Below are 24,652 nucleotides of genomic sequence, written 5' to 3' on the forward strand. Positions count from 1 at the left end.
CATGAGGAAGTGCCGGGCGCGGTCCTCCCTCGGACCTCGCCCGGCCGCAGCGTCTCGGGTGCGTTCTTAGATCTCTTCTGGGTGCTCGGTCTCGGGTTCCGCGACCCAGCCGGCGGTCAGGATGAGCCGGCTTCGACGGTCGACGGCGAGGAAACCAAAAGGACGCGTGAAGTCGACGTCGACTCTTCTGGCTCGGTAAGGAGGCCGTGGCGCGATGCCAGCTGCGACGGCACCCATCGCAGTCACTGCGGCGGCTTCGAAGCCGTGCGCTTGGAACGTGGCGGTGGCGTTCTGGCGAGCCTGGGCGATGGCAAGTGGCTCAGTACTGATCCCGGGGAAGTGCCCCCGGGCGGGGTTGAGCACGTCGGCGACCTTCCGGAAATCGTGGCCGAGCAGGAGGTGCACGTCGATCCCGCCTGTGCCCATGATGCGGAACATGGTCAGCGGACCGGCCGGTGTATCGGCCACCTGGACACGGTTGAGGACTCGCGTGCTGCGCCGCAAAACGACGATCTTCCGGTCGGCCCACGGGCCTGCCTCGACGAGAGTGGCACCTTCGGTGAATGGGCGGAGCCAGGTGGTACGGACGGTGAGCGCGCTGGCCAGGACGAGTAGCGTCTCCTCGGTCACGGAGACGGGCATGGTGGGGATTGCTCCATCGGTCTGGCGAGCCGCCCACGCGTCGAGCTGGAGCTGATCTGCGGACGTGTCTCCTGTCAGCTCGCCGCGCATGCCCGCGGGCAGCGCCGCGGCCCAGGTCGGCCGTAGCGGCAGGTCGTGCCTGGTCCACAATCCCAATGCCGCCTTGATCGCTGGCGAGGCGTTCAGAGCCGCCAGGACGGCCCGCGCTGCTGGGGCGGCTGCGGTGGCGTCCATTCCGATGGCGTCTTGCAGTTCGACCCGTCCCGGACCGTCGGCCGCTGTCGCGAGATATGCCAGCAGCGGCCAGGCGCCCACTCCGGACATGACGGCCGACTCGCCGGAGCAGGTCGTTGCCCAGCGGGCGGTCAGCACGTTCACCGCGGCCGCCAGATCCTTTTGCGATCTACCGTTGAGCGACATGGCCTGTGATCGTCCCACCAGCGCGACGACGAGGCAACGCCAATACAACGCCGGCACCGGAGCACTGCCGCTACTGATCAGAAGGCAGCTGGTCGGTTCGGCTCCAGATCTGAGTGCATCGGGGGAGGTCTTCGATGCCGCCACCTTCCGGGATCATGCCCCAGAGGAAGGGGATCAGGTATTGCGGCGGCTCGCCCAGGAGGCCGGGTAGTTCGTCCTCGGTAACGGTGAGGGTGAACGGCGTGCCCCGTTGGCCGGAGTTCCAGCCCTGTTCGAGGGCTCTCTGGACGCATCCGGCGACGAGGACCGGGCGGATGGCGATTGTTCGCTCTCCTTGCCAGTTGTCCGGCCGGGCGCAGGGGAGAGACACCACAAGAACGTTCCCCGGCTCCTCGGCTCGCTCAACGGTGAAGGTGAGTGGAGACCAGTTGTCGCCCTGGCGTTGGGTGGACTTGTGTCGGACTCGCCAGCGGAAGGCGGTGTCGCCGACGGTGATGAGCCGTGATCCTTTCTTGGGCATCGCCACAGCGGCCTCCAAGCTCCGTTCCTGGTCCGTCGCCGTTCCGTGGAAGTGCCGGAATCGGCTTGATGCGAGCGTACGAGAAGTGATGCGAGACGTCGGGAAGCATAACCGCCGCTCATTCACGCTTATGTCGATCTTGAATGCGGACAGACGGTGTGACCAGCGGGTCCGCGTTCTGGACATGTCCAACCAGCGGCTGACTCCTCTTGCCTCTGTTGAGGGCCGTTCTTGAGACGGCTGGGGCGATGTCGGCTCCGGGCTGGGTGTGGCGACACACCGCATTGACCATACTACGTTGAATGTAGTACGGTCGCCGGCTAAACCCATGGGGCTTGCGAGAGACAGTGACAGGCCCGGAAGGACAAGGATGCTGATGCGCACGAAACTTGCTGCCCTGGTAAGCGCGGCCACAGTCGCTTCCTCGCTGATGGTGGGAGCCACGCCGGCCGGTGCGGCCGGTCCCTGCGGCAGCGGGTACACCAGGGTCGGCGTCTACGCCATCCCGAAGACCGGTACGAGGGTGGGCACTCTGGAGGTCCACTACAACTCCAGCTCGAACAAGAACTGCGCCCTCACTTACGGCTACGGCTCCACGGCGGGAACCACCACCTGGAAGTCGGTGAAGATCATGGTTGCTGGTGGTGGGTGGTGGGCCGACGTCGACGCGGGGAATTATGCGCAGTACGCAGGGCCGGTGTACGTCTCAGCTCCCGGCAAATGCCTCGATGTTGAGGCGGGCGTCAAGGATGAATCCCGCCTCTTGTCTGGTGTGCACTGCGGCTGATGATGCTCTGGGCGGGACCGCTGACGATCGCAAGCGGTCTCGCCCGCATGTCCGCCCCGGGCCGATCGACACCCCCATGCTGCGCGATCCCGGACGTGCCGCCACCCCGCCACGGGGTCCGCGGCACCCTGAGCCATTGCCGCCTCCAGCACCCGCTCCTCCTCGCGGCTCTCCGTCGTGAACGCCATCGCCCGGTCCGCTGATGACCTGGCCGCTTACTCGGCCAGCTTGTCCTTGCTGCGGTGGTGCGTGGTGCACGGCGGTCCCGGACCAGGCCCGCCGCGCCCAGCAGCAGCGCGCCGGTACACACCGACGCCATGGTCAGCCCCGGTCGGCGGGGCCTCCCGTAACGCGGCCGGGATCACATTCGCTTGATCTCCGCGTACACGCCGGGTCCGCCGCACACCGACGCCGCCCGGCGGGCGTGAGTGCCGATGCTGTGCAGCAGGTTCAGGTACGCCACGCCGGGGCGGTCGCCGTCCGGCGGCGCGTATCCCGGCACCAGCAGCGTGCCGATCGGCCCTGAGAGCAGGGCGACCACCAGATCTTTCACGGCGTCAAGCCTGGCGGCCCCGGTGAGAGGTCCACAATGACCGCTATCCCACAGATCCGGACATGCGCACGTGGGGCGATTTCTACGATCAGCGACCCCAGGTCACCATCGCGAGGAACCTGTGAGACCCGTCAGGGCAGGGGCGGTGGCCGGTTGAGGCGCCGGCGGCGCGTGGCACATACTCCTCGTCATGACCGTGATCGAAACCGAGCGGCTGGTGATGCGGCCGCTGACCGGCGACGACTTCGACGACTACGCCAGGATGCTCGCCGACCCCGAGGTGACCGGCGGGCTGGCGGAGACTGTGGGGACCTCGCCGGCTGATGCCTGGCGGAGTCTGGCCACGTTCATCGGACATCGGGAGATCCGCGGCTACTCGCACTGGGCGCTCGTCGAGAAGGCCACGGGCCGGTTCGTCGGTCGTGCCGGGCCGTGGCGACCGCACGGCTTCCCCGGGCTGGGCGTCGGGTGGTGCCTGGCTCGCGAGCACTGGGGCAAGGGCTACGCCACCGAGGCGGCTCGTGCATCCCTCGGTTACTGTTTCGGCGCGCTGGGCGCCGATGAGGTGATCTCCCTCATCCTGCCCGGCAACGTGCGCTCCCTTTCGGTGGCCGAACGCATCGGTCACCGTCACCTGCGCGACACCGGCTACCGTGGGCAGACGGTCCACGTCTACGGCCAGCGCGCCGCCGCGCGAGCGTAGCTGCCGCCGTCGGCTCAGTGCTCCTCCACGGGTACGCCGGCGCTGCCGAAGAAGTCGACCATGGCGCGCGGCGAGTCCGGGGCGAAGCACATGTCCAGACCTTGGGCGGACCCTTCGGCCGAGGCGGTCGCGCGGGGGAACATGGCCGTCTCGTACTGGGTCAGCGCGGCCTCCACGTCGTCCCCATGGGCGACGATGGCCAGCGCCAGTTCGGCGCCGTCGAGCAGGGCGAGGTTGGCGCCCTCGCCGGCGTACGGCGACATCACATGCGCGGCGTCGCCCACCAGCGTCACGCCGGGGGTCCGGGGCCAGGAGTGGCCGGTCGGCAGGGCGTAGATCAGTCGCGGGACGATCGTGTCGTCACAGTTGCGGATGAGGTCGGTCAGTTCGGTGCTCCAGCCGGCGAACTCCTTGAGCAGGGCTTCGCGGGCCGCGGACGCGTCGGACCAGTCGACGCCGGAGGTGGTCGTCCAGTCCTGCGGCACCCGTAGTGAGGCGCCAAGGTGGATGTCGGTGCCGCCGTGGCCCATCAGGGCCTTGCCGTCGGACAGGGCGAACATGCTGCCGGGACCGACGACGGTGGCCGATTCAGGGTGGCGTGTCGCGACATCAGTGAGTTGCAGCTCCAGGTAGGAGATTCCGCAGTATCGCGGGGTGGCAGGCGAGACCAAGGGGCGTACCTTGGACCAGGTGCCGTCCGCGCCGATCAGCAGGTCGACGGTGGTGCTCCTGCCGTTGGCGAAGGTCAGCTCGTGCCGGCCGTCGGCGAGCCGGCGGGCCGTGGTAACCCTGTGGTCCCAGGCGATACGGCCGGGGTCGAGGGACTCGATGAGCAGGTTGCGCAGTGCGGCCCGGTCGATTTCGGGGCGCCCGCCATAGCCGCCCTCGGGCTCGTGGTGGATGAAGACCGTGCCCGCTTTGTCGAGGACGCGCAGGGTCTCGCCCTGTGGTTGGGTGAGCCGGCGGAACCGCTCGTAGAGGCCGGCTTCGCGCAGCGCGTACTGGCCGGACTCCTCGTGCATGTCTAGGAAGCCGCCCTGGCTGCGGGCATCGGCGGCGGACTCGCCCTCGTACACGGTGGACTCGATGCCGTGCATCTGCAGGACGCGTGCCAGGACCAGGCCACTGAGGCCGGCGCCGACGATCGCGATGGAACGTGCGGACATGCTGGCTCCTATGCGTGAGGGGTACGGGGGATGGCGGCGAGGATGCCGTCGACCAGGACGTGGAACGCCCAGTCGGAGCGGCTGGCCCCGTCGCCCGAGATGAGCTCGTCGCCGAGTCCGGCGATGTGCGGGTAGCGAGCTGGATCCGCGGCGGCGATCTGCTCGCCCAGCGCGGAGAGGTCGGCGGCCTCCTGGGCCGCCGATCTTGGGCTGTGCTCGACGGCGGACGCGGTCGGATACAGCAGCAAGAGATCTAGGCCCCACGCCGCCGCCCGCCCGGTCACGCCGCCTTCGCCGAGCAGGGCGAGCACCGCCTCGACCAGTGCCATGTAGTTGGGGCCGCTGGGTTGGGTGGAGAGCGCCATCCTGGCGATATCCGGATATTGGAACAGCACGTCGCGGTAGCTGTTCAGCAGGGCCTTGAGGCGGTCGCGCCAGGTCCCGGCATCGGGGGCGGGCACCGTGATCGAGCCGAGCAGGGCGTCGAGGATCTGGGCGTGCAGGTCCTCGGTGTTGCGGACGTAGACGTAGAGCGAGGCGGGCCCGGTGTCGAGGGCGATGGCGATACGGCGCATCGTCACCTTGTGCAGACCCTCGTCACGCATGATCGTCAGCGCGGCGTCGATGATCCCCTGCCTGGTCAACGCGGGTTTGGCCGGGCGTTCGCGGCGGCTGCGGGATGGCTGCTGGGCGCTGTCGCTCGTGCTCATGAAGAGCACAGTACCACGAACGCGTTCGTAACGAACATGTTCGTGAACACATCATCCAGGCGGTGTGGCCGACTCGATGAGTTCCCATTCCTGTCCCGAACCTCGCCGGCGCCGCCGTCGATCATCCAGCGGGAGCTAGGGCCGGGAGGCAGCGGGCGGGACAGTAAGGCGCGATTGGTGCTCTGCGGGTCGGCGATGTCCGTGATGGGCGGTCTGCTTGCGGGGCAGGCGCCGTTGCGCGGAAGGGCCGGTCTCGAACTCGTCATCCACCCCTTTCGCTATAGGGACGCCGCCGAGTTTTGGGGAATCACGGACCCGCGGCTGGCCGTACTCGTGCACACGATTCTCGGTGGGACGCCGGCTTATGGTACGAGTTCACGCGGGGAGATGTGCCGGCGGGCCTGGCGGATTTCGATGATTGGGTCATCAGGACGGTTCTGAATCCGCAGACTCCGCTCTTCCGCGAGGCGAGATACCTGCTGGCGGAGGAATCGGATATCCGGGATCCCGCTTTGTATCACTCGGTGCTGGCCGCCATCGCCAGTGGCAACACCACCAACGGCGGGATCGCCAATTACGTCGGACGCAGGTCCGATCAGATCACTCACCCTCTGAAAGTTCTTGAGGATTGTGCGTTGGTCGCGCGCGAGCCCGACCTGTTCAGGTCCGGGCGGTTCCGTTATCGCATTGTGGAGCCGCTGATCACGTTCTATGAGGCCATCATGCGGCGGCGCTGGCCGGAACTGGAGATTCACCGGGCGGAGAGGGTGTGGGGGTCCGTGCGGCAGACATTCCTCGCTCAGGTCGTGGGTCCGCACTTTAAATCCCTGTGCCGGGACTTCGCGCTGGGCGCGGGGGAAACGCTGTACGGCGGCTTTCCGGCTGAGGTGGGGTCAGGAGTGGTGGGTGATCCCGCGAAGCGGACCCAGATCGAGATCGACGTCGCGGTTCTCGCCGGGCAAGAGCCCGGGCTGCCGCGGAAAATCCTGTCGCTCGGTGAGGTCAAATGGGGTGAGGTGATAAGCCACCATCACCTGGAACGCCTGGCCAGGGCTCGTACACTGCTCGATAAGAAGGGTTATGACACGCGTGACACTGTCCTGGCCTGTTACGGGGGATGTGGTTTCACGGGAGAGTTGACGACGGCTGCCGATGCCGACTCCCGGATCATGCTTGTCGGGCTTGACCGCCTCTACCAAGGCTGATGTCTGCGCTTTGTTCAAGCTTCGGACGCCTATTTCGCGAGGCGGCCCCGATCGTGGCCGACGCGAAATCAGGTCAGCTCAGCCCGTACAGCCGCTTCAGATCCACGAGCACCGTGTCGGGGCGAGAGCCCGCTGCCTCAACGAGGTCGGGAGTGAATCCGGTGGCGGAGAACAGGGCGATGCGAGGGACGCTGTCCAGCAGGAAGCGTTCCATGGTCCGCCACTGGCGGTCCCTGCCCACGATGGCGGCTGGTTTACGCATGTGTGACTCTCTTGCTGGGCGTGATCCAGAGGGTTAGCGTAAACCAGTTTACGGAGAACAACGTAGATCAACTTACTGAAATAAGTGTAAATCAATTTACGCCTCTGGCGCGCGCACAGCCCCGCCGGTCGGAGGGGGCCCTACTTGGCGAGGATCCGTACGTCTCCCGTGCCGCTTCTCGCGACGATGGTCCGGTCGCTCTCCGTGCTCTTGATCTCCGACCGCTCGCGTCCGTCCTGGCTCTTCGTTGTGACCCGGTAGGCCCCGTCGGGTACGGTCGCCGTCACCCAGCCGTCCTTGGACAGGAGGTCCAGGTTGGTCGGGGGTGTGACGAAGGACAGGTCGATGGCGCCGGTGTTCGAGCGGACGCGGACGTTGGGGGATTTGAGGCGTTCGCCGGAGATGGTGGCGTCGTCGCTCAGGAGGCGGAGCTTGCCGGAGGTGTCGTACGCCTTGATCGAGCCGCCGTTCGAGACGTCCACGTCCTGGGTGAGGTTCTGGAGGATGATGCCGTCGTCGTCCCCCTCTACGACGAGGCGCATACCGGGCGGCACCTTGACGTGGTAGCGGGCGCCGCAGTCGCCGAAGACCACCGTGCAGTTGGCGCTCAGGCGGAGGGTGCCGTCCCTCAGAGACCACGACGCGTTGCCCTCGTTGGTCGCCTTGCCGCGGAGCCAGCGTTCCACCTGCACGGTCGCGCCGGTGCCGGGCATGATGCGGAGGCCGCCGAGCGAGGACTTGATGGTGAGCTGGGGGCCGCTGTAGGGGAAGGACTGGGCGGTGTGTACCTCTTTGGCGTCCAGTTCTATTGAGCATCCAGTCAGTGCGATTAGTCCGGTCAGCCCTGCCAGCGCTAAGGCGGTCAGGGGGGCCTTGGGTATTGCCGTGATTCGCCTCATGTAGCGATCGTGGCTTGGCGGCCGGGCGTCGCCATCGGCCATTCGACTGATTGGGCATCCGCCGTTCGGCCGCCTTCTGCACATGCTTCGTTAAACGGTGTATCCTTCCATGTCATGATCAAGAGATGCACTCTGGCTCTCGTGGGGCTCGGCCTCGCCGCGGGCTGCGCCGCCGCCCCGCCGGTGGCCCCGGTCGTCGTGAGCGGCGGTAGGACCGACCAGCCCCGGCGGATCCAGACAGTCGTGGCGGACTGCATGAAGCAGCGCGGCTTCAAGTACGTCGCCTGGGTCCCGGAGGTGAAGATCTCCGAGGATGCCGACAGGGCAAATCTGGGCGACTACGAGGCGATGAAGAAGGAGCGTACGGAGCAGGGCTTCGGGGTCTTTGTCGACTTCGTCCACCCCGAGCAGAGGGAGAAGCGTGTTCTTTGGCGCGAGTCGGACAGCCCCAACTTCGCCATCAAAAATCAGCTGTCGCCCGCCCAGCGGGCCGCCTACGGCAAGGCGCTGACCGCGTGCAGATCACAGGGGCTCAAGCAGGTCACCGGCAAGGTCATCACGTCCGACGAGGATTGGGCCAAGCAGGAGAACGAGCTGATCGCCCAGCGGCTGGACCGCGACCTCAACGTGGACCCCAAGCTCGTCGGGCTGGCCTCGGCCATGGGCGACTGCCTCAAGAGCAAGGGACACCAGGTGGCCTCCCTCAGGCCGGTGGACATGAGCCGGCGGGGCGGCCAGGAGTTCGAGGCCCAGAAGCAGCAGCTCGCCCTGAACGATGACATTCCCGATAAGGGGCTGCCCGCCGGGCAGTACTACGAGCCGCGCATTCCGGTGGGCACCGCCCGGCAATACCTGAGCAGGGAGATCAAGGCCGCGCTCGACGACCTGGAGTGCGGCAAGGACTTCTACGCCGCCTACCTGCCCAGGAGCATGGAGATCGTGCGGCGGGTGGAGGGGGAGTTCGGCAGCGGCGGCGACAACAGCTGACGTACCCAAGCCTCCAGGCCCCAAGATCCTGACGGTATAGGCGCTACAAGGCCGCCAAGAGCTTCGTCACATGTGACAGCGGATCCGCGCCGAACGGTCGTACCGCCACCGTCTGGGCGCCCGCCGCCCACATCTGCCGCACCATGTCGGCGGCCTCCGAAGCGGAGCCCCTGGCCATGACGACCTCCTCCGGCCGTACCTTGAGGAACCCGGCCTGTCCCACGGCGACGTCCCAGGTCGCCTCCCGCGCGTCGGGGCCGATGTACAGGTGGATGAAGGTCACCACCTCGTGGTCGGCCGGGGCGTCGATGTGGCTCACGAGGGTGGGGAGCTGTTCGGGGCTGAAGCCCTCCGGGAGGATCGTGCCCTGCGCCACCCGGCCGGACAGGGCGAGGGAGCGGGGGCCGAGGACGCCGGCCAGGACCGGAGGCGGTTCGGCGGGCGGATGGACCAGGGAGACGCCGTCCAGGTGTACGGAGCGGCCGTGCAGGGTCACCGTCTCGCCCCGGAGGAGGCCGCGGACCGAGGTGATCGTCTCCTCCAGGAGCGCCAGAGGTGACGGGGGTGCGACGCCCACCTGGCGCATCCAGTCACGTACGCCGTGACCGATCCCGGCGGCCAGGCGGCCGGGGTGGAGCCGGGCCAGGTTGGCCAGCTCCATGGCCAGGAGCATCGGGTTGCGCAGGGGAGCGGGGGTGATGCCGATGCCCACGCGCAGGCGGGACGTGGCCGCCAGGGCGGTGGCGGCCGAGGAGATGGCGCCGGTCCAGCCCAGGTCCTCCACTACCCACAGGTCGTCGACCGCCGTGCCGTCCAGCTCCTTGGCGAAGGGGATCAGCTCCTCCGGCGGCAGGGCGCGGTCGAACATGACACCAAGTTTCAAGATCTCCTCCAGTAATAGCGGAAAAGCCGGCCGACCTCCGCATAGCCCGCGCGCCGGAACGCGTTGGCCGTGGGGGTGTTGCCCACGTCCGTGGCCGCCACGATGCGTTCGACGCCCGTCTCGGCCAGCGTCGCGGTGCCCTTGGCCAGCAGGTCGTTGACGTAGCCGTGGCCCCGGTGCTCGGGCACCACGCCGATGTAGGCGATGGAATGATCGTCCGGCGCCACCAGTCCCACCGGGTCATCGCCCAGGTAGCCGACGACGAACCAGTCGGGCTTGCCCTTGCGGTTGACCAGGTCGTCGTACATCCACCGGGCCTCGTGCTCGGCACCGGCCGTGGCCAGCTCCACCTGCGTGTCGTAGTCGAGCGACCCTTCCGAGATGCGTACCAGCAGGTCGAGTATGGAGGCGGCGCCAAGGCCGCGGGCGGGGCGGTAGGTCAGCCGGCCCGGATCGACCGGTACGTCACTCCCGGCCGCCCATTCGAGCATGAGCCGCTCGACCTCCATCACGAACCCGGCGCTGAGGAGCGCCTGGTGTTCGACGGCCCGGTCGACGAGCGGGGTGAGGCCGGGTTTGAGGGAGATGTCGTGGATGATCTTGTCCAGGCCCATCTCCGACAGGCCGCGGCGCAGCAGGCCGGCGGCGCGGTCGGGGTCGGGGCCGGGCTCGAACTGCCAGGTGATCACCGGGTCCGCGCCGCGGTAGGGCGCCCAGAACGCCAGCCGCGCCGGGCCCTCCGTGAAACACCACTCCGGCCGCGTCTTGCCCTCGTCGAAGGCCGTGGCCAGTTGACTGCGGGCAGGCTCGGGGAACTGATCGAACAACGTGACTGGCTCCCTACGAGACCGCTGGAAGATGCGCGCCGAATTTCATGAACCCGAATGTCATGAACATCGTTTAGCACACCTTCCACAAATGCTCGATCTCAGGCCGCCGCCCCGAGCGCCGCCCGTGCCTCCAGCAGCGACGAGCAGGTCTCGAAGTGCCGGTCGAGGTTCGTGATCGTCAGCAGATGACTGATCATGCCGGGCGCGAGGACCAGGATGAGCCTGCCGTGCGCGTGCTGCACGTGGTTGTGGGTGGCCACCAGCACACCCAGCCCCACGGAGTCGCAGAAGGGCACGTCGGTCAGATCCAGCACCAGTTTCGGGGGGTCGGCGGAGGCCAGCACCTGGTCGAGCGCGGCTTGGAGGCGCGGGGCGCCGGCCACGTCGAGGTCTCCGACGGCATGCAAGACAGTGAGCGGTTCCTCTCGCCACGACCTGACCACCATGGCTGTCACGTGCCCGAACGGCTGGCGGATATGCCTATTTCTTACATATGTTCTGGGTCGCCGTTTTAGTTACAGGCGTAGTTGTGGGCTTGGCGCTTGGCGTGGTCGAGGTCTTCACTTTACCGATCTTCGGCTGGTCGCTGCCGACGATCACCTCGATGCCGTCCTCGTCCATCTGGACGAGATCGGCGCCGGGGATGGCCGCGGCGACCGTGCGGGCCGAGTCCTCGCGACCGGGCCCATAACGTACGACCGTCTTCTTGTAGTCCTTGCGCTTGGTGTTGCCCGGCGTGCCGGAGACGTTGAACCCGGCGGCGACCAGCGCCGTCTTGGTGCGGGCGCCGAGACCGGTGATGAGCGTGCCGTTGAGCACCTTGAGCGCGATCCGATCCGGCGGAATGGTGGGCTTGGCAGAGGACGAAGCGGACGAACTGGGAGTGGGGCTGGGCTTGGACAGGTCCTCGTCGGCCTTGATCTTGGCGAACAGGTCACGGGAAGCCTGCTTGTCCCAGAGCACCGCCGACTCCCCGGTCGGCGCCTTGAAGTCCACGTTGGCCAGCGGCACGTCGGCGAACTTCACGTTGTCCAGCGAGACATCCCTGAGCTGGGTGGCCAGCCCGATCAGGTCGTCGTCGGGATCGACCTTGATCGTGCTCAGCGTGGAGTTGACGAACGAGTTGAGCCGGGCCGGGTTCGCCAGTGTGCTGGCGCTGAGCGCGCGGTTCAGCAGCGCCGAGATGACCTGCTGCTGCCGGTCGATGCGGTCGAGGTCGGAGCGGGCGGTGGCGCGGGTGCGGGCGTAGCCGAGCGCCTGGACGCCCTTCAACTCGTGGGTGCCGGCCGCGAGGTCGAGCCCGGCCTTGGGGTCCTTGATGGGCACGGGCGTGCAGACGGTGACGCCGCCGAGGGAGTCGACCACGTTGATGAAGCCGAGGACGTTGACCTCGATGTAGCGGTTGATCCGCAACCCGGTGGCCTGCTCGACGGTCTGGCGGGCGAGCTTGGGGCCGCCGAACTGGTAGGCCGAGTTGATCTTGTGATCGCCCTTGCCGGGGATGGTCAGCCAGGTGTCGCGCGGCAGGCTCACCACGGTGACCCTGCTGTGGTCCTCCGACAGGTGGATCACCATCATGGTGTCGGTGCGCTGGCCCGACTCGCGGCCCAGCTTGAGCTCGTTCTGCTGCTTGCGGGTGAGGTCGTCGCGCTTGTCGACGCCGACGAGCAGGATGTTCATGGCGCCGCGGGGGGCCGCCTCGGTCACGCCCGCGTCGACCGTGCCGATCCGCGTCGGCGCCGCCCACACCACGCCGGTGCCGGCCAGGACGCCCACGGACAGCACACCCGAGAGGATCAGATTCCGGCGCCGGGCCTTGGCGCTCTTGAGCGGCCTGCGCGTGCGCCTGCCCACGAGCTTGACGCCACCGTAGGCGTCGCCGCCCACGTGTACTCCAGCGTCCTCCTCGCCCGGGTCGCGCATGCCCTGCCCCCCTCGTGCCACCGCGGGATTGCCGTCCTCCCCTGCTCGTACAGTAGCGTGAGCCCCGCCATGAAGCAGTTCCCCGACTCGCCGCACGCGCCAGCGGAGACGCACGGCTGGCCGCCCATCTCCGTCGTCATGCCGGTCCTCAATGAGGAGCGGCATCTACGCGAGGCCGTAGACATGGTCCTCGCCCAGAGCTACCCAGGTGAGATCGAAGTCGTTCTCGCCGTGGGGCCCTCACATGACCGTACCCAAGAGGTCGCCGACGCCATCGCGGCGGCCGACCGGCGGGTGACCGTGGTGCCCAACCCCACAGGTCGCACGCCCAACGCGCTCAACGCCGCCATCGGCGCCTCCCGCAACGGCATCATCGCCAGGGTCGACGGGCACGCCATGCTGCCCTCCGACTACCTGCGCGTCGCCGTGGAGACGCTGAGGGAGACCGGCGCCGACAACGTCGGCGGCGTCATGGCGGCCGAGGGCATCACGCCGTTCGAGAAGGCCGTCGCGTGCGCGATGACCTCCAAGATCGGCGTGGGCGCGGCCGCCTTCCATGTGGGCGGCACGGCGGGCCCCGCCGACACCGTCTACCTGGGGGTGTTCAGGCGCGCGGCGCTCGACCGGGTCGGCGGCTACGACGAGCACTTCCAGCGGGCCCAGGACTGGGAGATGAACCACCGCATCCGCCAGACCGGCGGGCTGGTCTGGTTCCAGCCGCGCATGCGGGTCTCCTACCGCCCCCGTCCCAATGTGAAGGCGCTGGCCAAGCAGTACTTCCACTACGGGCGCTGGCGCCGGGTGGTTTCGCGCACCCACGAGGGCACGATCAACCTGCGCTACCTGGCGCCCCCCGCCGCGGTGCTGGCGATCCTGCTCGGGCTGCTCGTCTCGCCGTTCTTCCCCCTCGCGCTGATCGCGCCCGGCGGCTACGCCGTCGCGATCGTGGCCGGGTCCGTCCTGACCGGCAGCGGGCTGCCGGGGGCGGTGAAGGCCAGACTGCCGATCGTGTACGCCGCCATGCACATGTCCTGGGGCTGGGGCTTCCTCACGAGCCCGCGCAGACTCGCTCGACCGCCGCGCTGAACCTGGTCATCCCCTCCGGAAACTCCGGCCTGAGCGGGTCAAGCGTCGTTCAGGCGCACGTCTATCACTTGCCCGGTCAGGTCGGAGATGAGCACGTCCAGCGAGGTCTGGGCGACCGCGCGCGGTGAGAGCAGGGTGTGCGGAGGCTCTTCGCCGAACGCGCGCTCGCGCGTGGGTGTGCCGGTGCGCTCGGGGTTGATGCAGTTGACCCGGATGCCGTCGGGGGCCCATTCGTCGGCGAGCGCCTGCGTGAGGTTGACGACGGCGGCCTTCGTCGAGGAGTAGAGACTGTAGTCGGCCCGGCCCCTGGTGTAACTGGAAGAGGTGTAGAGCAGCAGGCGGCCCGCGCTCTCGCGCAGGTACGGGTAGGCGGCGCGGGCCACGTTGACCGGGCCCAGGTAGTTGACGCCCACCGCCTCGGCGATGGTCTCGTCGGTGACCTCGGCGAGTTTGCCCATGTGCAGCACGTCCGCGGTGTTGACCACGTAGTCGATCCGGCCCACCTGTGCCAGCGCCTTGGCCACCTGGTCGTAGTCCTCCACCCGCACGCCGTTCTGGGTACGCGAGAAGGAGTGCACGCGGGCGCCGTGGCCGGTGGCCAGCTCGACGACGTCGGCGCCGATGCCGTAGCCGCCGCCGAAGACCACCATGGTCCGGCCGTCGAGCGCCTCCCGGTAGTCCCTCGGGTCGGGAACGGGCGCGCTGGTGGCGGCCAGCTGGAGGAGCTTGTCGGCGATGTACACGTCGACCGGATGGGTGATCTTCATGTTGCTCTCGTTGCCCGGCACGATGTGGATCGGGATGTCGGGCAGGTAGCGCAGCAGCACGCCGCAGTCGTCGGTGGCCGGCCGCCGGTCGAAGTCGGGGTCGGCGAAGGCCCGCTCGTACGCCTCGCGGATCAGCGACAGGCGGAAGCACTGCGGCGTCTGGACGCGCCGCAGCCGGGATCGGTCGGGAATGTCGTGGATGGTCTCGCCATGAGGCCCAGGGGCGGCCACCACGACGGTGTCGGAGCTCGGGATCGCCACGCCCACGGCCGAATGCGTCTGCAGGGCCCTGACACACTCCGTGATGATCCGGGGCTCCAGGAGGGGCCGTACAGCGTCGTGCAGAAGCACGTTGCACTCCCTCGGGCCCAGGGCCTTGAGCGCGCGCCACGTGCTCTCAGGGCGGCTCGCACCGCCCTCGACGATCTGACTGACCTTGTCGAAACCGCCCCTTTCCACGATCTCCTTGACCGTGTCGGCGAAGCCTGGAGCCATCAGCACCACGACCTCGTCGATGTCGGGCGAGCCGTTGAACAGGGCGAGCGTGTGCTCCAGGATCGTCCTACCGGCGATCTTGATGAGCTGCTTGGGGGTGTTGAGGCCGACACGCTGACCCACGCCACCTGCCAGGACCACCCCTACGGAGCGCAGCCGAGATTCCATAGGGGGAGCGTAACGGTCCGGTTCCGTGATATCGCGTTGCCCTGTCGCTACGCTGTGTCCACGCACTCCCTCGCGACCGGGAGGAGACCTGCGCCGTGACCGATTCACTGACCCGCGAGAGCGCGACCACCTCGGTGGTGCTGCTCGCCACGACGCCCGCTTGCAGACTGTCCTGTGCCGACGGCACGCTGCTCGACCGGCTCAACGGCCAGCTGGCCGAGCTGTCCGTCCTCGACGTCCAGGTGGTGTCGCCGAATGACGGGCTCGGCGGCCTCAGCACCGACCTGCGCGGCGTGGCCAAGCTCGCGCGCGCCGCGCCGGGGACGCTGGCCGTGCTGCCCGCCGACCTCGTCACCCACACCGAGGCACTCTCGCTGCTCCTGGAGCATCCCAAGCGCGACACGAGCGCCCTGGTCTCCTACGACGCCACGGCCGCGCCGATGCGGCCGCCGGTGCGGGTCGAGGGCGGCAAGATCGTCGCGGCCGGCAGCTCCTTCCACCTCGTGCCCGAGGCCAACGCCACCTTCCGCGGCGTGCTCCAGGCCGGTCAGGCCGACCTGATCGCGCTGGCCGACGTCGCCGAGGAGCTGGCCGACCTGGCCGAGACCGGCAAGCTCGGCCCGGTCACCACCGTCGAGGCGGTCGACCTGCTGCTGGTGGGCCTGGTCAGATCGGGGGTGAAGGTACGCGCCGCCGGGATCGGGCAGCTGCACTGCGACCGGGTGACCGGCCAGGTCTCGGCGGACACCGCGGTCAGCAGGCTCGCCGACGTCGACGAGTCCCAGGTACGCCTCGACACCTCGGTCAAGGCGGACGACGGCTTCGTCAGCACCTACCTCGTCTCGTCCTGGACCCGCCATCTCATCCGCCCCGCCGCCCGGCTGAAGCTCACGCCGAACGCCGTCACCGGCATCTCGATCGGCCTGGCCGTGCTGTCGGCGGTCTGGTTCGGGGCGGGCAACCGCGGGGCGCAGCTCGCCGGGGCCGGGCTGCTCTACCTGTCGTTCGCCTGCGACTGCCTCGACGGCCAGCTGGCCCGCTACACCCGCGCCTTCACGCCGCTGGGCGCGTGGCTCGACAGCATGGCCGACCGGCTGAAGGAGTATGTCGTCTATGTGGGGCTCGCCTTCGGCTACGCCGCCGGGCTGCCGCTGAGCGAGGGCGGCCCTGACGGCATCTGGTATCTCGCCGTCGCCGCGATGATCCTGCAGACGGTACGGCATTCGATCAACTACTCCTTCGCGGGCGGGGTGGCCGACGCGAACCGGGCCGGCGCCCTGGGTGCCAAGCCGGTGAGCTCGCTGCTCAACTCGGCCGAGGGAGAGCATCACGGCGTACCCAAGCCGGGAGTCCTCCGCCTGGCACACCGCATGGAGCGAGAGAAGGTCCTCCGGTGGATGAAGAAAGCGATCGTGTTGCCGATCGGGGAGCGGATGGCGCTGATCGCGATCACCGCCGGCGTGTACAACGCCCGGGTCACCTTCGTCGCGCTCCTCGGCTGGGGCGGCGTGGCGACCGTCTACCTGCTCCTCGGCCGGATCGCGAGGTCCGCGCGATGACCTCGGTGCAGATGACGCCCGTGCCGAGCAGCAACGTCGTGGCCTACCGCGACGACGGGCCGCTGTCGCGCGGCATGGGCGCGCTCGTGTCCGGGCAGCTTCCGCCGCTGCCCCCGCTGATCGCCGGGGCGTTCGTGATCGGCGTGCTGCTGCTGATCGGCGTGGCGGGGTCCGACGGGCTGGCGGTCTTCGCGCCGGCCGTGACGCTGCTGCTGGCCGGGCCGGGCAGCTCCCATCCGCATGACGGCCGCATCGACTGGCTGGTGCCGCCGATCCTGCGGTTGATCGAATACACCTTCATCGCGGCCTGCGGCTTCGCCCACGACGTGCCACCGGTGCTGATCTTCGTGCTGCTCGGCGCGCTGGCCTTCCACCACTACGACCTGATCTATCGCCTGCGCCAGCGCGCCTATCCGCCGCCGTGGCTGAGCACGTACGGGCTGGGCTGGGAGGGGCGGATGATCGTGATCTCACTGGCGGCGATCGTGGGCGTGGTGACCGGCGGGTTCGTGCTGCTCGCCGCGTATCTGTGGGTTCTGTTCGGGTGGGAGAGCCTCACCTGCTGGCTCGCCACCTCTCCCTCGGGGGTGGCCGCGACCGCTACGGAAACGCGAGACTAACGGTCGATTACCCGGTGAGGGCCAAAAGCCAACTAACCTTTGGGTCCTACGGAGTAGATGCTCGACTGAGGAGTGCACGTTGCTGGGAATGGTGCTGGCCGCTGGAGCCGGACGACGCCTGCGACCGTACACCGACACGCTGCCGAAGGCATTGGTGCCGGTCGACGGTGAGACCACGATCATGGACATCTCGCTGCGCAACCTCGCCGAGGTGGACCTGCGCGAGGTCGTGATCGTCGTCGGTTACGCGGCGCAGGCCGTACACGAGCGGAAGGATGAGCTGGAGAAGCGGCACGGCGTCAAGCTCACCCTTGTGCACAACGACAAGGCCGAGGAGTGGAACAACGCCTACTCCCTGTGGTGCGCGCGCGATTACTTCGCGCAGGGCGCGCTGCTGGTCAACGGCGACACCGTGCACCCCGTCTCGGTCGAGAAGACGCTGCTGTCGGCGCCCGAGACCAGCGACATCCTGCTCGCGGTCGACAACGTGAAGCGGCTGGCCGACGAGGAGATGAAGGTCACCCTCGACGGCGACGACCTCAAGCGGATCACCAAGCTGATGGACCCGGCCACCGCCTACGGCGAGTACATCGGCGCCACGCTCATCCGCCCCGGCGCCGCCGAGCGCCTGGCCGACGCGCTGCAGGCCACCTTCGAGCGCGATCCGCAGCTCTACTACGAGGACGGCTACCAGGAGATGGTGGCGCGCGGCGAGCGGATCCACGTCGCGCCCATCGGAGAGGTCGACTGGGTCGAGGTGGACAACCACGACGACCTGGCCAAGGCTCGTACCATAGCCGTTCGCTACTGAGGAGGCGGGCATGCCGCTTCTAGCGCGGATGCTGCCCGCGCCCCTGGCCATCATGGTCAGGCGGGGCGCGGTGGCGGAGCTCGGCGCATTACTGGCCGACACCCGGGTGGCGACCTCCGGCCGGGTCGCTGTCGCCGTGGGCCCCGGGCAGGGCGACCACATCGAGGGCCTGATCGCGCCCACGCTCGGCGAGGCCGAGGTGTTCAGGGTGTCCGACGGCTCGGTCGACGCGGCCGTCTCGCTCGGCGCCGACCTGCGCAAGGGCGCCTACGAGGTGGTCGTCGGCGTCGGCGGCGGCAGGACCATCGACGCGACCAAATACGCCGCCTCGCTGGCGGGCATCCCGATGGTCGCCGTGGCCACGAACCTCTCCCACGACGGCATCTGCTCGCCCACGGCCTCGCTGGTGTACGAGGGCGGCAAGGGCACGTTCGGCGTGCCGATGCCGCTGGCGGTCCTGGTCGACCTCGACTTCGTGCACAGCGCTCCCGAGTCGCTGGTCCGCTCGGGGGTCGGCGACGTGGTCAGCAACCTGTCGGCCATCGACGACTGGCAGCTCGGCAACGTGGAGCGCGGCGAGCCCATCGACGGGCTGGCCTGCTCGATGGCCCGCATGGCGGCCGAGGCGCTGGTCGGCCGGACCGACTCCATCGAGTCCGATGCCTTCCTGACGGTTCTGGCCGAATCGCTGATTCTGTCGGGCATGTCGATGGTCATCGCCGGGTCGTCTCGGCCCGCGAGTGGTGGAGACCATGAGATCCTTCATGCCGTGGATCAGCTCTTCCCCGGCACCTCCAATCACGGCGAGCTCGCCGGGATCGGTGCCGCCTTCTGCTTCTTCCTCAGGGAGGACGCCGCCCGGCTCAAGCAGGTCACTGACTGCCTGCGACAGCATGAGCTGCCCGTCGTCCCGGCCGACATCGGCCTGAGCGGCGAGCAGTTCGCCGAGGCCGTCACGCTGGCACCTGCCACCCGTCCCGGCCGCTACACGATCCTGGAGCACCTGCGCATGTCGGAGTCCGAGGTCCGCGATCGGGTGGGGGACTATGTCCGGGCCTTCGGTCGCTGAGATCCGGCGGGTCGCCCAGCCCGCCGGACACCTCGAGCGCAGAAACGGTGAGCATTGGGCCGGCGTGCTCTACATGCGCCGGCTGTCCATCTACGTCACCTGGCTGACGGCCAAGACCTCCATCACGCCCAACCAGCTCACCTGGGTGATGACGCTGGCCGGGATCGTGGCCGGGGTCGTACTGGCTCTGCCGGGGCTGTGGGCCGCCGTGGGCGCCGCTCTGCTCGTACAGGTCTATCTGCTGCTGGACTGCTCCGACGGTGAGCTGGCCCGCTGGACGGGCCGTACCTCGCTGGTCGGCGTCTACCTCGACCGCGTCGGCGCCTACTTCACCGAGGCCGCGCTGCTGATCGGGCTGGGCTGGCGGACGTCGGCCGTGCTGCCCGACTGGTACACCGTGCTCGGCGTCGCCGCCGCGCTCGGCGCGATCCTCATCAAGGCCGAGACCGACCTCGTGGACGTGGCCAGAGCCAAGGGGGGTCTGCCGACCGCCACCGAGGCGTCCGCGGGGGAGTTGCGGTCCGGGCTGCTGGGCCTGGCCCGGCGGGTGGTGGGGGCGACGAAGTTCCACCGGATCGTGCAGCCGATCGAGCTGTCCATGCTCGCGGTCGTAGCCGCGGTGATCGACGCCGTCGCGGGCGATCTACTCGCCTCGCGCGTTTTGCTCATCGCCTGTTTCGTGGCCGCGGTCCTGCAGACCGTCCTGCACCTGGTCAGCATCCTGGCATCGAGGCGGCTTGCGTGAGCACACATCGGAACCGGCGAGGCCCCTCGCTCGTCGTATTGATCGGACGTCCGCAGTTTGGCGGGGGTTCACCTTCGGTTCCGATACGCTTGGCTCCACCAATATCAGGAAATATGCATACCAGCAGACTCGGTGATCATGAAAGAATGCTCCGCCCGTGTTCTCGACGCGTCAGGACGATGACCCGTTGAAGATATCGTGCGTCATCCTCACCATGGGCAACCGGGTCGCGGAGCTGAACCGGGCGGTCGAGTCCGCGCTGCACCAGATCGACGGCGACGTCGAGGTGGTGATCGTGGGCAACGGCGCCGACGTGCCCGAGGTGTCGGCGACGCCACCCGTGGGCTCGTCCGCGACCGTGAAGACGGTCCGGCTCGAACGCAACACCGGCATCCCGGCCGGCCGCAACCGCGGCGTCGAGGAGTGCTCCGGTGATGTCGTGCTGTTCCTCGACGACGACGGCTGGTACGCCAACCAGAAGGTCGTCTCCCACGTCCGTGACCGCTTCGCCACCGAGCCCGACCTCGCGGTCATCTCCTTCCGGGTGATGGACCCCGAAGGCGGCATCGGCCAGCGGCGCCACGTCCCGCGCCTGCGCGCGGGCGACCCCGAACGATCCTCGCCGGTCACCACCTTCCTCGGGGGCGCCTCGGCGATCCGCCGCTCGGCCTTCCTCCAGGTGGGCGGCCTGCCGGAGCAGTTCTTCTACGCTCACGAGGAGACCGACCTGGCCTGGCGGCTGCTGGGTGAGGGCTACCGGATCGAGTACGACGCCGAGACGGTCATGTACCACCCGCAGGTCCCGCCGACGCGCCACGCCGAGTTCTACCGGCTCAACGCGCGCAACCGGGTCTGGCTGGCGCGGCGCAACCTGCCGTGGCCGCTGGCGGCGCTCTACCTGCTCGACTGGGTGGTGCTGACGCTGATCAGGGAGCGCCGATCCGGGGTGGCGATCAAGGCGTGGTTCACCGGGTTCTTCGAGGGACTGCGGACACCGGCCGGCGAGCGCCGCCCGATGGCCTGGCGTACCGCGTGGCGCATGGTGAAGCTGGGCCGCCCGCCGATCGTCTGAGGACCGGTCAGTCCTCAGACATCTGATGACTGTTGATAGCCTGCGTAGATGGATCCTGTTGCCGGTGGGCCCGTTCTGCGTGCCGTCGAGGTTGATGTGGTGCGTGATGGCACCTCCCTGTTGCGCTCGATCTCTCTGACGGTCGGGCCGGGCGAGCATTGGGCCCTGCTGGGGCCCAATGGGGCCGGGAAGAGCACGCTGCTCGACCTCCTGGGGGCGGTGAAGCACCCCACGCGAGGTGTTGTCGAGGTCCTGGGGCATCGGCTCGGCCGGGTCGACATGCGCGAGCTCCGCTCCTTCCTGGGACACGTCAATCCACGCCATTCGCTGGAGTCCAATCTCAGGGTGCGCGACCTCGTGCTGACCGGGGCCACCAACACCATCGAGCTCGTCCCTCGCTGGCAGCCCACCGCCGAGCAGGAGGAGCAGGCCCTGCGGCTGATCGGGATGATGGGGATGGCGCGCAAGGCCGAGGCACACTGGCCGTACCTGTCCCAGGGCGAGCGGGGCCGGGCGCTGATCGCGCGCGCTCTCATGCCCAGGCCGCGGCTGCTGCTGCTCGACGAGCCCGCCACGGGGCTGGACCTGGCCGCCCGAGAGCAACTGCTCGCCAGCCTTGACGTGCTGCGCCGGGAGCACCCGGCGCTGGCCACCGTACTGGTGACCCACCATCTGGAGGAGCTGCCCGCCAGCACCACCCACGCGCTGCTGCTGCGGGAGGGCGAGTGCATGGCGTCGGGGCCGGTGGACGAGGTGCTGACCACCGACCTGGTGAGCAAGTGCTTCGACCACCCGGTGCGGATCAGCCGCGTCGACGGACGGTGGAGCGCCCGGGCCTAGATGGCCATCGCGTCGCCGAAGGTCATGGCGGCGTGGGCGACCGTGGTGGTGAGCAGGGGGCGCTTCGGCAGGCCGAGCTCGCTCAGCTCCTTGGCGATCGGGTGGTTGCCCAGGCGGATCAGCGCGCCGCCGGGCCGTACGCGGACGCCCCGGGCCGTCACCGACCACGGGACGCGCCGCGTCACGCCCTCCCGATGCGTGAAGGCGTCCAGCGGCACCAGCGCGCCCGCGCCCGGCGCGGGCAGGCCCGGTCTGAGCAGCAGGTCGAGCACCAGCCGCCCGTCCCTGCGCAGGACGCAGCGTTTGTACGCCGAGTCGAGCCGCAGGTCGATGTCGGCCAGCTCCTTCGGAAAGCCCCAGATGCGGCGGCCCGCGTCCAAGGTGAACTCCTGATCGACCGGTAGCCAGTGGATGAACACCCCGGCCCGCCGCAGATCGCCCAGCCCGACCGATTGCGCCACGCCCGGCGGACGCACCAGGAACGCCACGCCTACCTCGTGGTAGGCGTCCAGATCGCTCTCCCGGTAATCGACGAACACCAGCACGCAGATGGCCTTGCCCGGGAACACCTCGGCCACGTCCAGCCCCGAGTAGGCGATCACCGCCCTGGCGGCGTCGGCCCGTACGGGATACATGACGCTGCAGACCGTGGCGTCTCTCACCTGGACGGGCATGCTCACCGTGCGGCCCTGGATCAGATGCGAAGACATGAGTCCAGTACATCAACCGGAAAGCCGTGTGACCATTCCTGCCCCGATCGCGTCTGCTCTGTTGTGACAATCGCAAGAACGCGGAGGGCATCATCATCGAGGAGCTGTACCGAGAGCACTGGGCGCTCGTGTGCGGGTTCCTGTTACGCCGCACCCGTGACCCCCACCTCGCGGAAGACCTGGCCCAGGAGACATTCGTCAAGGCGACCCGGGCGCTGCTCGGCTGGCGCGGCGAGAACGCGGCCGCCTGGCTGCTCACCATCGCCCGCAACGTCCTGGTCGACCATGTCCGGCGCCACCGCCGCGAGCTGGCCCTGCCCGACCCCGACGAGCTCGGCGTGCCCGCGCTGCACGCCGAGTCGCTGGCCGTGCGCGACGCCCTGGAGAGGCTGCCCGAGCAGCACCGCAGGCTCCTCGCCCTGGTCTACTTCGAGGGCTTCTCGCTGGTCGAGGTGGCCGCGATGACCGGCAAGAAGCACGCCACGATCAAGACCGCCGTGTGGCGGGCCAGAGCCGCCTTCGCCGATATCTACGGAGTTCCCCATGACTGACGAAGATCTGCTGCCCATGCCCGACTTCGACCGGAAGGCGACCCGCCGGGCCGTGCGGCGGGGCCTCACGCGTACGGCCACGATGGTCCTGGCGGCGCTGGTCGTGCTCGTCCTGGTGGCGACGGTCGGCTCCAGCCTGATCCAGCGGCGCGGCGACCGGGAAATGCGCATGACGGACGTGCTCGGCACCGCCTTCAAGATCTACAACCCCGGCTATGACATCGAGGTCCGGGAAACGGGCGCCACCACGCCGCTGTCGATGTCGTTCACCGTTTCCGTCAACCCGGTGCGGGCCACCGGCGGGTTCGTCGCCGGCTACGGAGGCGCGGAGCACATCATCACCCAGGACTTCTTCGGCCACGTGGGCAGGCTGCCGCTCGGCAACGGCGCCAACACCACCCTCAGCAGAGCCCTGGCCAACGTGAGCACCGGTAGCCAGCGCAAGGACGACAGCCGCAAGGTCCTCGCCAGGCTGCCCGAGCGGCTCAATGCGCTGGCCGTGATCGAATTCGCCAAGCCACTTACCGCCGATGAACTCAGCGCCTTCACCGCCAGATACCGGGGCTCCGTCGACAAGGTGGTGTATGAGCGGCGCCCCAGTTCGATTCCCATCACGTGGGGCGGGATGACGACGTGGGACAGAGCCCCGATGCCCGAACTGACGACCAAGAAGGATCACCAGATCCTGCCCGACGAGGCGATCAAGATGGACCTCGCGAATTTCCGCCGCTGGGTGGGCATCCTCAAGGACTACGACGACGACAACCTGCACGACTTCGACCTGAGCCTGGCCCGCCTCCGCAAAGCCGCGAACGACGGTCTGGCCTACGCCTATGTGGACTCGCTGGCCACGATCGGCGAGCTGCGGAAGATCATCGAGGACCCGCTGGTCCAGACGATCCGCCTGGCGGACGTCACCTACGACCTCGAACGGCCCTAGACGGAGGCAGCGCGTTCCAGCCGGATGTCTTCGCCACACCCCAATGTATGCAGTGATAACAATGTGAACGCCGCTCACTCAGGGCTAGGCTGAAGAGCATGAAGACCCGGCCTTACCACCACGGAGACCTCCGCGCCGCACTGCTGACCCGCGCCGAGCAGACGCTGGCTGCGAAGGGGCCGGGGGCGCTGTCACTACGCGAGCTGGCCCGTGAGGCCGGGGTCAGTCCGGCCGCGCCGAGCCGCCATTTCACCAGCAAGCAGGCCCTGCTGGACGCGCTGGCGCTGGAGGGGCACGAGCGGCTGGCGACCGCGATGAGCGGGGCACTGGAACGGGCCGACGACTCCTTCGCCGACCGGCTGGCCGCCATCGCGGGCGCCTACGTGGGCTTCGCCACCGCCAACGCGGCCCTCCTCGACCTGATGTACTCCGTCAAGCACGACACCGCCGCCTCCGAGCAGCTGATCGCGGCCAAGCAGCGCCTGGAGACCCTGACCATGGAGTTGATCGAGCACGGACAGCGCCGGGGCGAGGTCCGCGCGGGGCCGGTGGATCGCGTCAGCCTGCCGGTCACCGCCACGCTGCAGGGCTTCGGCACGGTGGCGGTGAGCGGCGCGATTCCGGCCGAGCAGATCGAGCGGAGCCTGGGCGACACGATCGCGTTCATCCTGCGCGGCAACGCGCCATCAGCAGTCGACGCGCCGAGTGGTTCCACCGCAGAGTGATCAG

At 68.7% G+C, this 24,652-nt stretch carries 28 protein-coding genes; 15 read left to right on the forward strand and 13 right to left on the reverse strand.

Translation table 11 applies throughout. The features are described 5' to 3' along the window. Positions 1–66: 66 nt before the first annotated feature. Positions 67–1,062 (reverse strand): serpin family protein, encoded by a 996-nt coding sequence (locus AB0B64_RS24325; RefSeq protein WP_358179774.1) that lies wholly within the window; start codon positions 1,060–1,062, stop codon positions 67–69. Between the two features lie 70 nt (positions 1,063–1,132). Continuing rightward, positions 1,133–1,588, reverse strand: coding sequence for a hypothetical protein (locus AB0B64_RS24330; RefSeq protein WP_358179777.1), 456 nt, complete (start codon positions 1,586–1,588; stop codon positions 1,133–1,135). A 364-nt stretch (positions 1,589–1,952) separates the two neighbouring features. Here AB0B64_RS24330 and AB0B64_RS24335 point away from each other — a divergent pair, with 364 nt between their 5' ends. Continuing rightward, positions 1,953–2,369 carry a spore-associated protein gene (locus AB0B64_RS24335; RefSeq protein WP_357948912.1) on the forward strand — a complete coding sequence of 139 codons (417 nt, stop codon included), beginning with the start codon at positions 1,953–1,955 and terminating at the stop codon, positions 2,367–2,369. Between the two features lie 361 nt (positions 2,370–2,730). On the opposite strand, the gene AB0B64_RS24340 is transcribed toward AB0B64_RS24335, so the two are convergent. Then, a complete protein-coding gene (locus tag AB0B64_RS24340) occupies positions 2,731–2,922 on the reverse strand; it encodes a hypothetical protein (RefSeq protein WP_358179780.1) in 192 nt (63 codons plus the stop codon). Between the two features lie 190 nt (positions 2,923–3,112). Here AB0B64_RS24340 and AB0B64_RS24345 point away from each other — a divergent pair, with 190 nt between their 5' ends. Next, entirely contained in the window at positions 3,113–3,625 is a 513-nt protein-coding gene (locus tag AB0B64_RS24345) for a GNAT family N-acetyltransferase (RefSeq protein ID WP_357948917.1), read from the forward strand. Positions 3,626–3,639: 14 nt separating this feature from the next. Here AB0B64_RS24345 and AB0B64_RS24350 read toward each other — a convergent pair whose 3' ends face one another. Continuing rightward, positions 3,640–4,791: an NAD(P)/FAD-dependent oxidoreductase gene (locus AB0B64_RS24350; protein WP_357948919.1), complete on the reverse strand. Its 1,152-nt coding sequence runs from the start codon at positions 4,789–4,791 to the stop codon at positions 3,640–3,642. Between the two features lie 8 nt (positions 4,792–4,799). Then, entirely contained in the window at positions 4,800–5,501 is a 702-nt protein-coding gene (locus tag AB0B64_RS24355) for a TetR/AcrR family transcriptional regulator (protein ID WP_357948922.1), read from the reverse strand. A gap of 389 nt (positions 5,502–5,890) precedes the next feature. Between AB0B64_RS24355 and AB0B64_RS24360 the strand changes: the two genes are divergently transcribed. Beyond that, a complete protein-coding gene (locus AB0B64_RS24360) occupies positions 5,891–6,706 on the forward strand; it encodes a hypothetical protein (RefSeq protein WP_358179783.1) in 816 nt (271 codons plus the stop codon). A gap of 73 nt (positions 6,707–6,779) precedes the next feature. Here the strand turns inward: AB0B64_RS24360 and AB0B64_RS24365 are convergent, their stop codons facing one another. Next, entirely contained in the window at positions 6,780–6,968 is a 189-nt protein-coding gene (locus tag AB0B64_RS24365) for a hypothetical protein (protein ID WP_357948928.1), read from the reverse strand. Between the two features lie 140 nt (positions 6,969–7,108). Next, on the reverse strand, positions 7,109–7,867 hold the full coding sequence (locus tag AB0B64_RS24370; RefSeq protein WP_357948931.1) for a hypothetical protein: 759 nt from the start codon (positions 7,865–7,867) through the stop codon (positions 7,109–7,111). 114 nt (positions 7,868–7,981) lie between these two features. Here AB0B64_RS24370 and AB0B64_RS24375 point away from each other — a divergent pair, with 114 nt between their 5' ends. Continuing rightward, the gene (locus AB0B64_RS24375) at positions 7,982–8,854 is read left to right on the forward strand and encodes a hypothetical protein (protein ID WP_358179785.1); all 873 of its coding nucleotides are present in this window, start codon (positions 7,982–7,984) and stop codon (positions 8,852–8,854) included. A gap of 43 nt (positions 8,855–8,897) precedes the next feature. Here AB0B64_RS24375 and AB0B64_RS24380 read toward each other — a convergent pair whose 3' ends face one another. The 4 genes from AB0B64_RS24380 to AB0B64_RS24395 form a co-directional block, all read right to left on the reverse strand. Continuing rightward, entirely contained in the window at positions 8,898–9,737 is an 840-nt protein-coding gene (locus AB0B64_RS24380) for an LLM class flavin-dependent oxidoreductase (RefSeq protein ID WP_358179788.1), read from the reverse strand. After that, positions 9,734–10,564: a GNAT family N-acetyltransferase gene (locus AB0B64_RS24385; RefSeq protein ID WP_357948940.1), complete on the reverse strand. Its 831-nt coding sequence runs from the start codon at positions 10,562–10,564 to the stop codon at positions 9,734–9,736. The genes AB0B64_RS24380 and AB0B64_RS24385 overlap by 4 nt, the downstream gene beginning before the upstream one ends. A 101-nt stretch (positions 10,565–10,665) precedes the next feature. Then, positions 10,666–11,013 carry an STAS domain-containing protein gene (locus AB0B64_RS24390; RefSeq protein WP_357949488.1) on the reverse strand — a complete coding sequence of 116 codons (348 nt, stop codon included), beginning with the start codon at positions 11,011–11,013 and terminating at the stop codon, positions 10,666–10,668. 34 nt (positions 11,014–11,047) lie between these two features. Next, positions 11,048–12,490 carry an LCP family protein gene (locus AB0B64_RS24395; protein ID WP_357948943.1) on the reverse strand — a complete coding sequence of 481 codons (1,443 nt, stop codon included), beginning with the start codon at positions 12,488–12,490 and terminating at the stop codon, positions 11,048–11,050. 69 nt (positions 12,491–12,559) lie between these two features. On the opposite strand from AB0B64_RS24395, the gene AB0B64_RS24400 reads away from it, so the two are divergent. Further along, positions 12,560–13,576: a glycosyltransferase family 2 protein gene (locus AB0B64_RS24400; RefSeq protein ID WP_358179791.1), complete on the forward strand. Its 1,017-nt coding sequence runs from the start codon at positions 12,560–12,562 to the stop codon at positions 13,574–13,576. A 38-nt stretch (positions 13,577–13,614) separates the two neighbouring features. Here the strand turns inward: AB0B64_RS24400 and AB0B64_RS24405 are convergent, their stop codons facing one another. Further along, positions 13,615–15,006, reverse strand: a complete 1,392-nt coding sequence (locus AB0B64_RS24405) for a bifunctional cytidylyltransferase/SDR family oxidoreductase (protein WP_358179793.1) — start codon at positions 15,004–15,006, stop codon at positions 13,615–13,617. A gap of 95 nt (positions 15,007–15,101) precedes the next feature. On the opposite strand from AB0B64_RS24405, the gene AB0B64_RS24410 reads away from it, so the two are divergent. The 7 genes from AB0B64_RS24410 (at position 15,102) to AB0B64_RS24440 (ending at position 21,722) form a co-directional block, all read left to right on the forward strand. Continuing rightward, a complete protein-coding gene (locus AB0B64_RS24410; protein ID WP_358179796.1) occupies positions 15,102–16,565 on the forward strand; it encodes a CDP-alcohol phosphatidyltransferase family protein in 1,464 nt (487 codons plus the stop codon). Next, on the forward strand, positions 16,562–17,185 hold the full coding sequence (locus AB0B64_RS24415; protein WP_357948956.1) for a DUF5941 domain-containing protein: 624 nt from the start codon (positions 16,562–16,564) through the stop codon (positions 17,183–17,185). The genes AB0B64_RS24410 and AB0B64_RS24415 overlap by 4 nt, the downstream gene beginning before the upstream one ends. A 79-nt stretch (positions 17,186–17,264) precedes the next feature. Beyond that, positions 17,265–17,996: a phosphocholine cytidylyltransferase family protein gene (locus AB0B64_RS24420; RefSeq protein ID WP_357647960.1), complete on the forward strand. Its 732-nt coding sequence runs from the start codon at positions 17,265–17,267 to the stop codon at positions 17,994–17,996. Between the two features lie 28 nt (positions 17,997–18,024). After that, positions 18,025–19,065, forward strand: coding sequence for an iron-containing alcohol dehydrogenase family protein (locus AB0B64_RS24425; RefSeq protein WP_357949491.1), 1,041 nt, complete (start codon positions 18,025–18,027; stop codon positions 19,063–19,065). Next, positions 19,043–19,810 (forward strand): CDP-alcohol phosphatidyltransferase family protein, encoded by a 768-nt coding sequence (locus AB0B64_RS24430; RefSeq protein WP_357948958.1) that lies wholly within the window; start codon positions 19,043–19,045, stop codon positions 19,808–19,810. Before AB0B64_RS24425 ends, AB0B64_RS24430 begins: the two co-directional genes overlap by 23 nt. Before the next feature lie 187 nt (positions 19,811–19,997). Further along, positions 19,998–20,882, forward strand: coding sequence for a glycosyltransferase (locus AB0B64_RS24435; RefSeq protein ID WP_357949492.1), 885 nt, complete (start codon positions 19,998–20,000; stop codon positions 20,880–20,882). A gap of 48 nt (positions 20,883–20,930) precedes the next feature. Continuing rightward, positions 20,931–21,722: an ATP-binding cassette domain-containing protein gene (locus AB0B64_RS24440; RefSeq protein WP_357948960.1), complete on the forward strand. Its 792-nt coding sequence runs from the start codon at positions 20,931–20,933 to the stop codon at positions 21,720–21,722. Here AB0B64_RS24440 and AB0B64_RS24445 read toward each other — a convergent pair. Then, the gene (locus AB0B64_RS24445; RefSeq protein WP_357948963.1) at positions 21,719–22,432 is read right to left on the reverse strand and encodes an acetoacetate decarboxylase family protein; all 714 of its coding nucleotides are present in this window, start codon (positions 22,430–22,432) and stop codon (positions 21,719–21,721) included. The two genes, AB0B64_RS24440 and AB0B64_RS24445, sit on opposite strands and share 4 nt — an antisense overlap. Before the next feature lie 104 nt (positions 22,433–22,536). On the opposite strand from AB0B64_RS24445, the gene AB0B64_RS24450 reads away from it, so the two are divergent. From AB0B64_RS24450 to AB0B64_RS24460, 3 genes are all read left to right on the forward strand, one after another. Beyond that, on the forward strand, positions 22,537–22,983 hold the full coding sequence (locus AB0B64_RS24450) for an RNA polymerase sigma factor (RefSeq protein WP_357949494.1): 447 nt from the start codon (positions 22,537–22,539) through the stop codon (positions 22,981–22,983). Then, positions 22,976–23,923 carry a hypothetical protein gene (locus AB0B64_RS24455; RefSeq protein ID WP_357948966.1) on the forward strand — a complete coding sequence of 316 codons (948 nt, stop codon included), beginning with the start codon at positions 22,976–22,978 and terminating at the stop codon, positions 23,921–23,923. Before AB0B64_RS24450 ends, AB0B64_RS24455 begins: the two co-directional genes overlap by 8 nt. Positions 23,924–24,021: 98 nt before the next feature. Beyond that, on the forward strand, positions 24,022–24,648 hold the full coding sequence (locus tag AB0B64_RS24460) for a TetR/AcrR family transcriptional regulator (protein ID WP_358179799.1): 627 nt from the start codon (positions 24,022–24,024) through the stop codon (positions 24,646–24,648). The last annotated feature ends 4 nt before the right edge of the window (positions 24,649–24,652 follow it).

It is taken from the genome of Nonomuraea sp. NPDC049129 (genome assembly GCF_040648495.1).
Lineage (GTDB): Bacteria > Actinomycetota > Actinomycetes > Streptosporangiales > Streptosporangiaceae > Nonomuraea.

Excerpts from the sequence above, each read along its gene's own strand:
- AB0B64_RS24325 (WP_358179774.1), bottom strand. The coding sequence starts at position 1,062 with ATGTCGCTCAACGGTAGATCGCAAAAGGATCTGGCGGCCGCGGTGAAC.
- AB0B64_RS24335 (WP_357948912.1), top strand. The coding sequence starts at position 1,953 with ATGCTGATGCGCACGAAACTTGCTGCCCTGGTAAGCGCGGCCACAGTC.
- AB0B64_RS24345 (WP_357948917.1), top strand. The coding sequence starts at position 3,113 with ATGACCGTGATCGAAACCGAGCGGCTGGTGATGCGGCCGCTGACCGGC.
- AB0B64_RS24350 (WP_357948919.1), bottom strand. The coding sequence starts at position 4,791 with ATGTCCGCACGTTCCATCGCGATCGTCGGCGCCGGCCTCAGTGGCCTG.
- AB0B64_RS24355 (WP_357948922.1), bottom strand. The coding sequence starts at position 5,501 with ATGAGCACGAGCGACAGCGCCCAGCAGCCATCCCGCAGCCGCCGCGAA.
- AB0B64_RS24365 (WP_357948928.1), bottom strand. The coding sequence starts at position 6,968 with ATGCGTAAACCAGCCGCCATCGTGGGCAGGGACCGCCAGTGGCGGACC.
- AB0B64_RS24370 (WP_357948931.1), bottom strand. The coding sequence starts at position 7,867 with ATGAGGCGAATCACGGCAATACCCAAGGCCCCCCTGACCGCCTTAGCG.
- AB0B64_RS24375 (WP_358179785.1), top strand. The coding sequence starts at position 7,982 with ATGATCAAGAGATGCACTCTGGCTCTCGTGGGGCTCGGCCTCGCCGCG.
- AB0B64_RS24390 (WP_357949488.1), bottom strand. The coding sequence starts at position 11,013 with ATGGTGGTCAGGTCGTGGCGAGAGGAACCGCTCACTGTCTTGCATGCC.
- AB0B64_RS24395 (WP_357948943.1), bottom strand. The coding sequence starts at position 12,490 with ATGCGCGACCCGGGCGAGGAGGACGCTGGAGTACACGTGGGCGGCGAC.
- AB0B64_RS24400 (WP_358179791.1), top strand. The coding sequence starts at position 12,560 with ATGAAGCAGTTCCCCGACTCGCCGCACGCGCCAGCGGAGACGCACGGC.
- AB0B64_RS24405 (WP_358179793.1), bottom strand. The coding sequence starts at position 15,006 with ATGGAATCTCGGCTGCGCTCCGTAGGGGTGGTCCTGGCAGGTGGCGTG.
- AB0B64_RS24415 (WP_357948956.1), top strand. The coding sequence starts at position 16,562 with ATGACCTCGGTGCAGATGACGCCCGTGCCGAGCAGCAACGTCGTGGCC.
- AB0B64_RS24425 (WP_357949491.1), top strand. The coding sequence starts at position 18,025 with ATGCTGCCCGCGCCCCTGGCCATCATGGTCAGGCGGGGCGCGGTGGCG.
- AB0B64_RS24430 (WP_357948958.1), top strand. The coding sequence starts at position 19,043 with ATGTCCGGGCCTTCGGTCGCTGAGATCCGGCGGGTCGCCCAGCCCGCC.
- AB0B64_RS24440 (WP_357948960.1), top strand. The coding sequence starts at position 20,931 with ATGGATCCTGTTGCCGGTGGGCCCGTTCTGCGTGCCGTCGAGGTTGAT.
- AB0B64_RS24445 (WP_357948963.1), bottom strand. The coding sequence starts at position 22,432 with ATGTCTTCGCATCTGATCCAGGGCCGCACGGTGAGCATGCCCGTCCAG.
- AB0B64_RS24455 (WP_357948966.1), top strand. The coding sequence starts at position 22,976 with ATGACTGACGAAGATCTGCTGCCCATGCCCGACTTCGACCGGAAGGCG.
- AB0B64_RS24460 (WP_358179799.1), top strand. The coding sequence starts at position 24,022 with ATGAAGACCCGGCCTTACCACCACGGAGACCTCCGCGCCGCACTGCTG.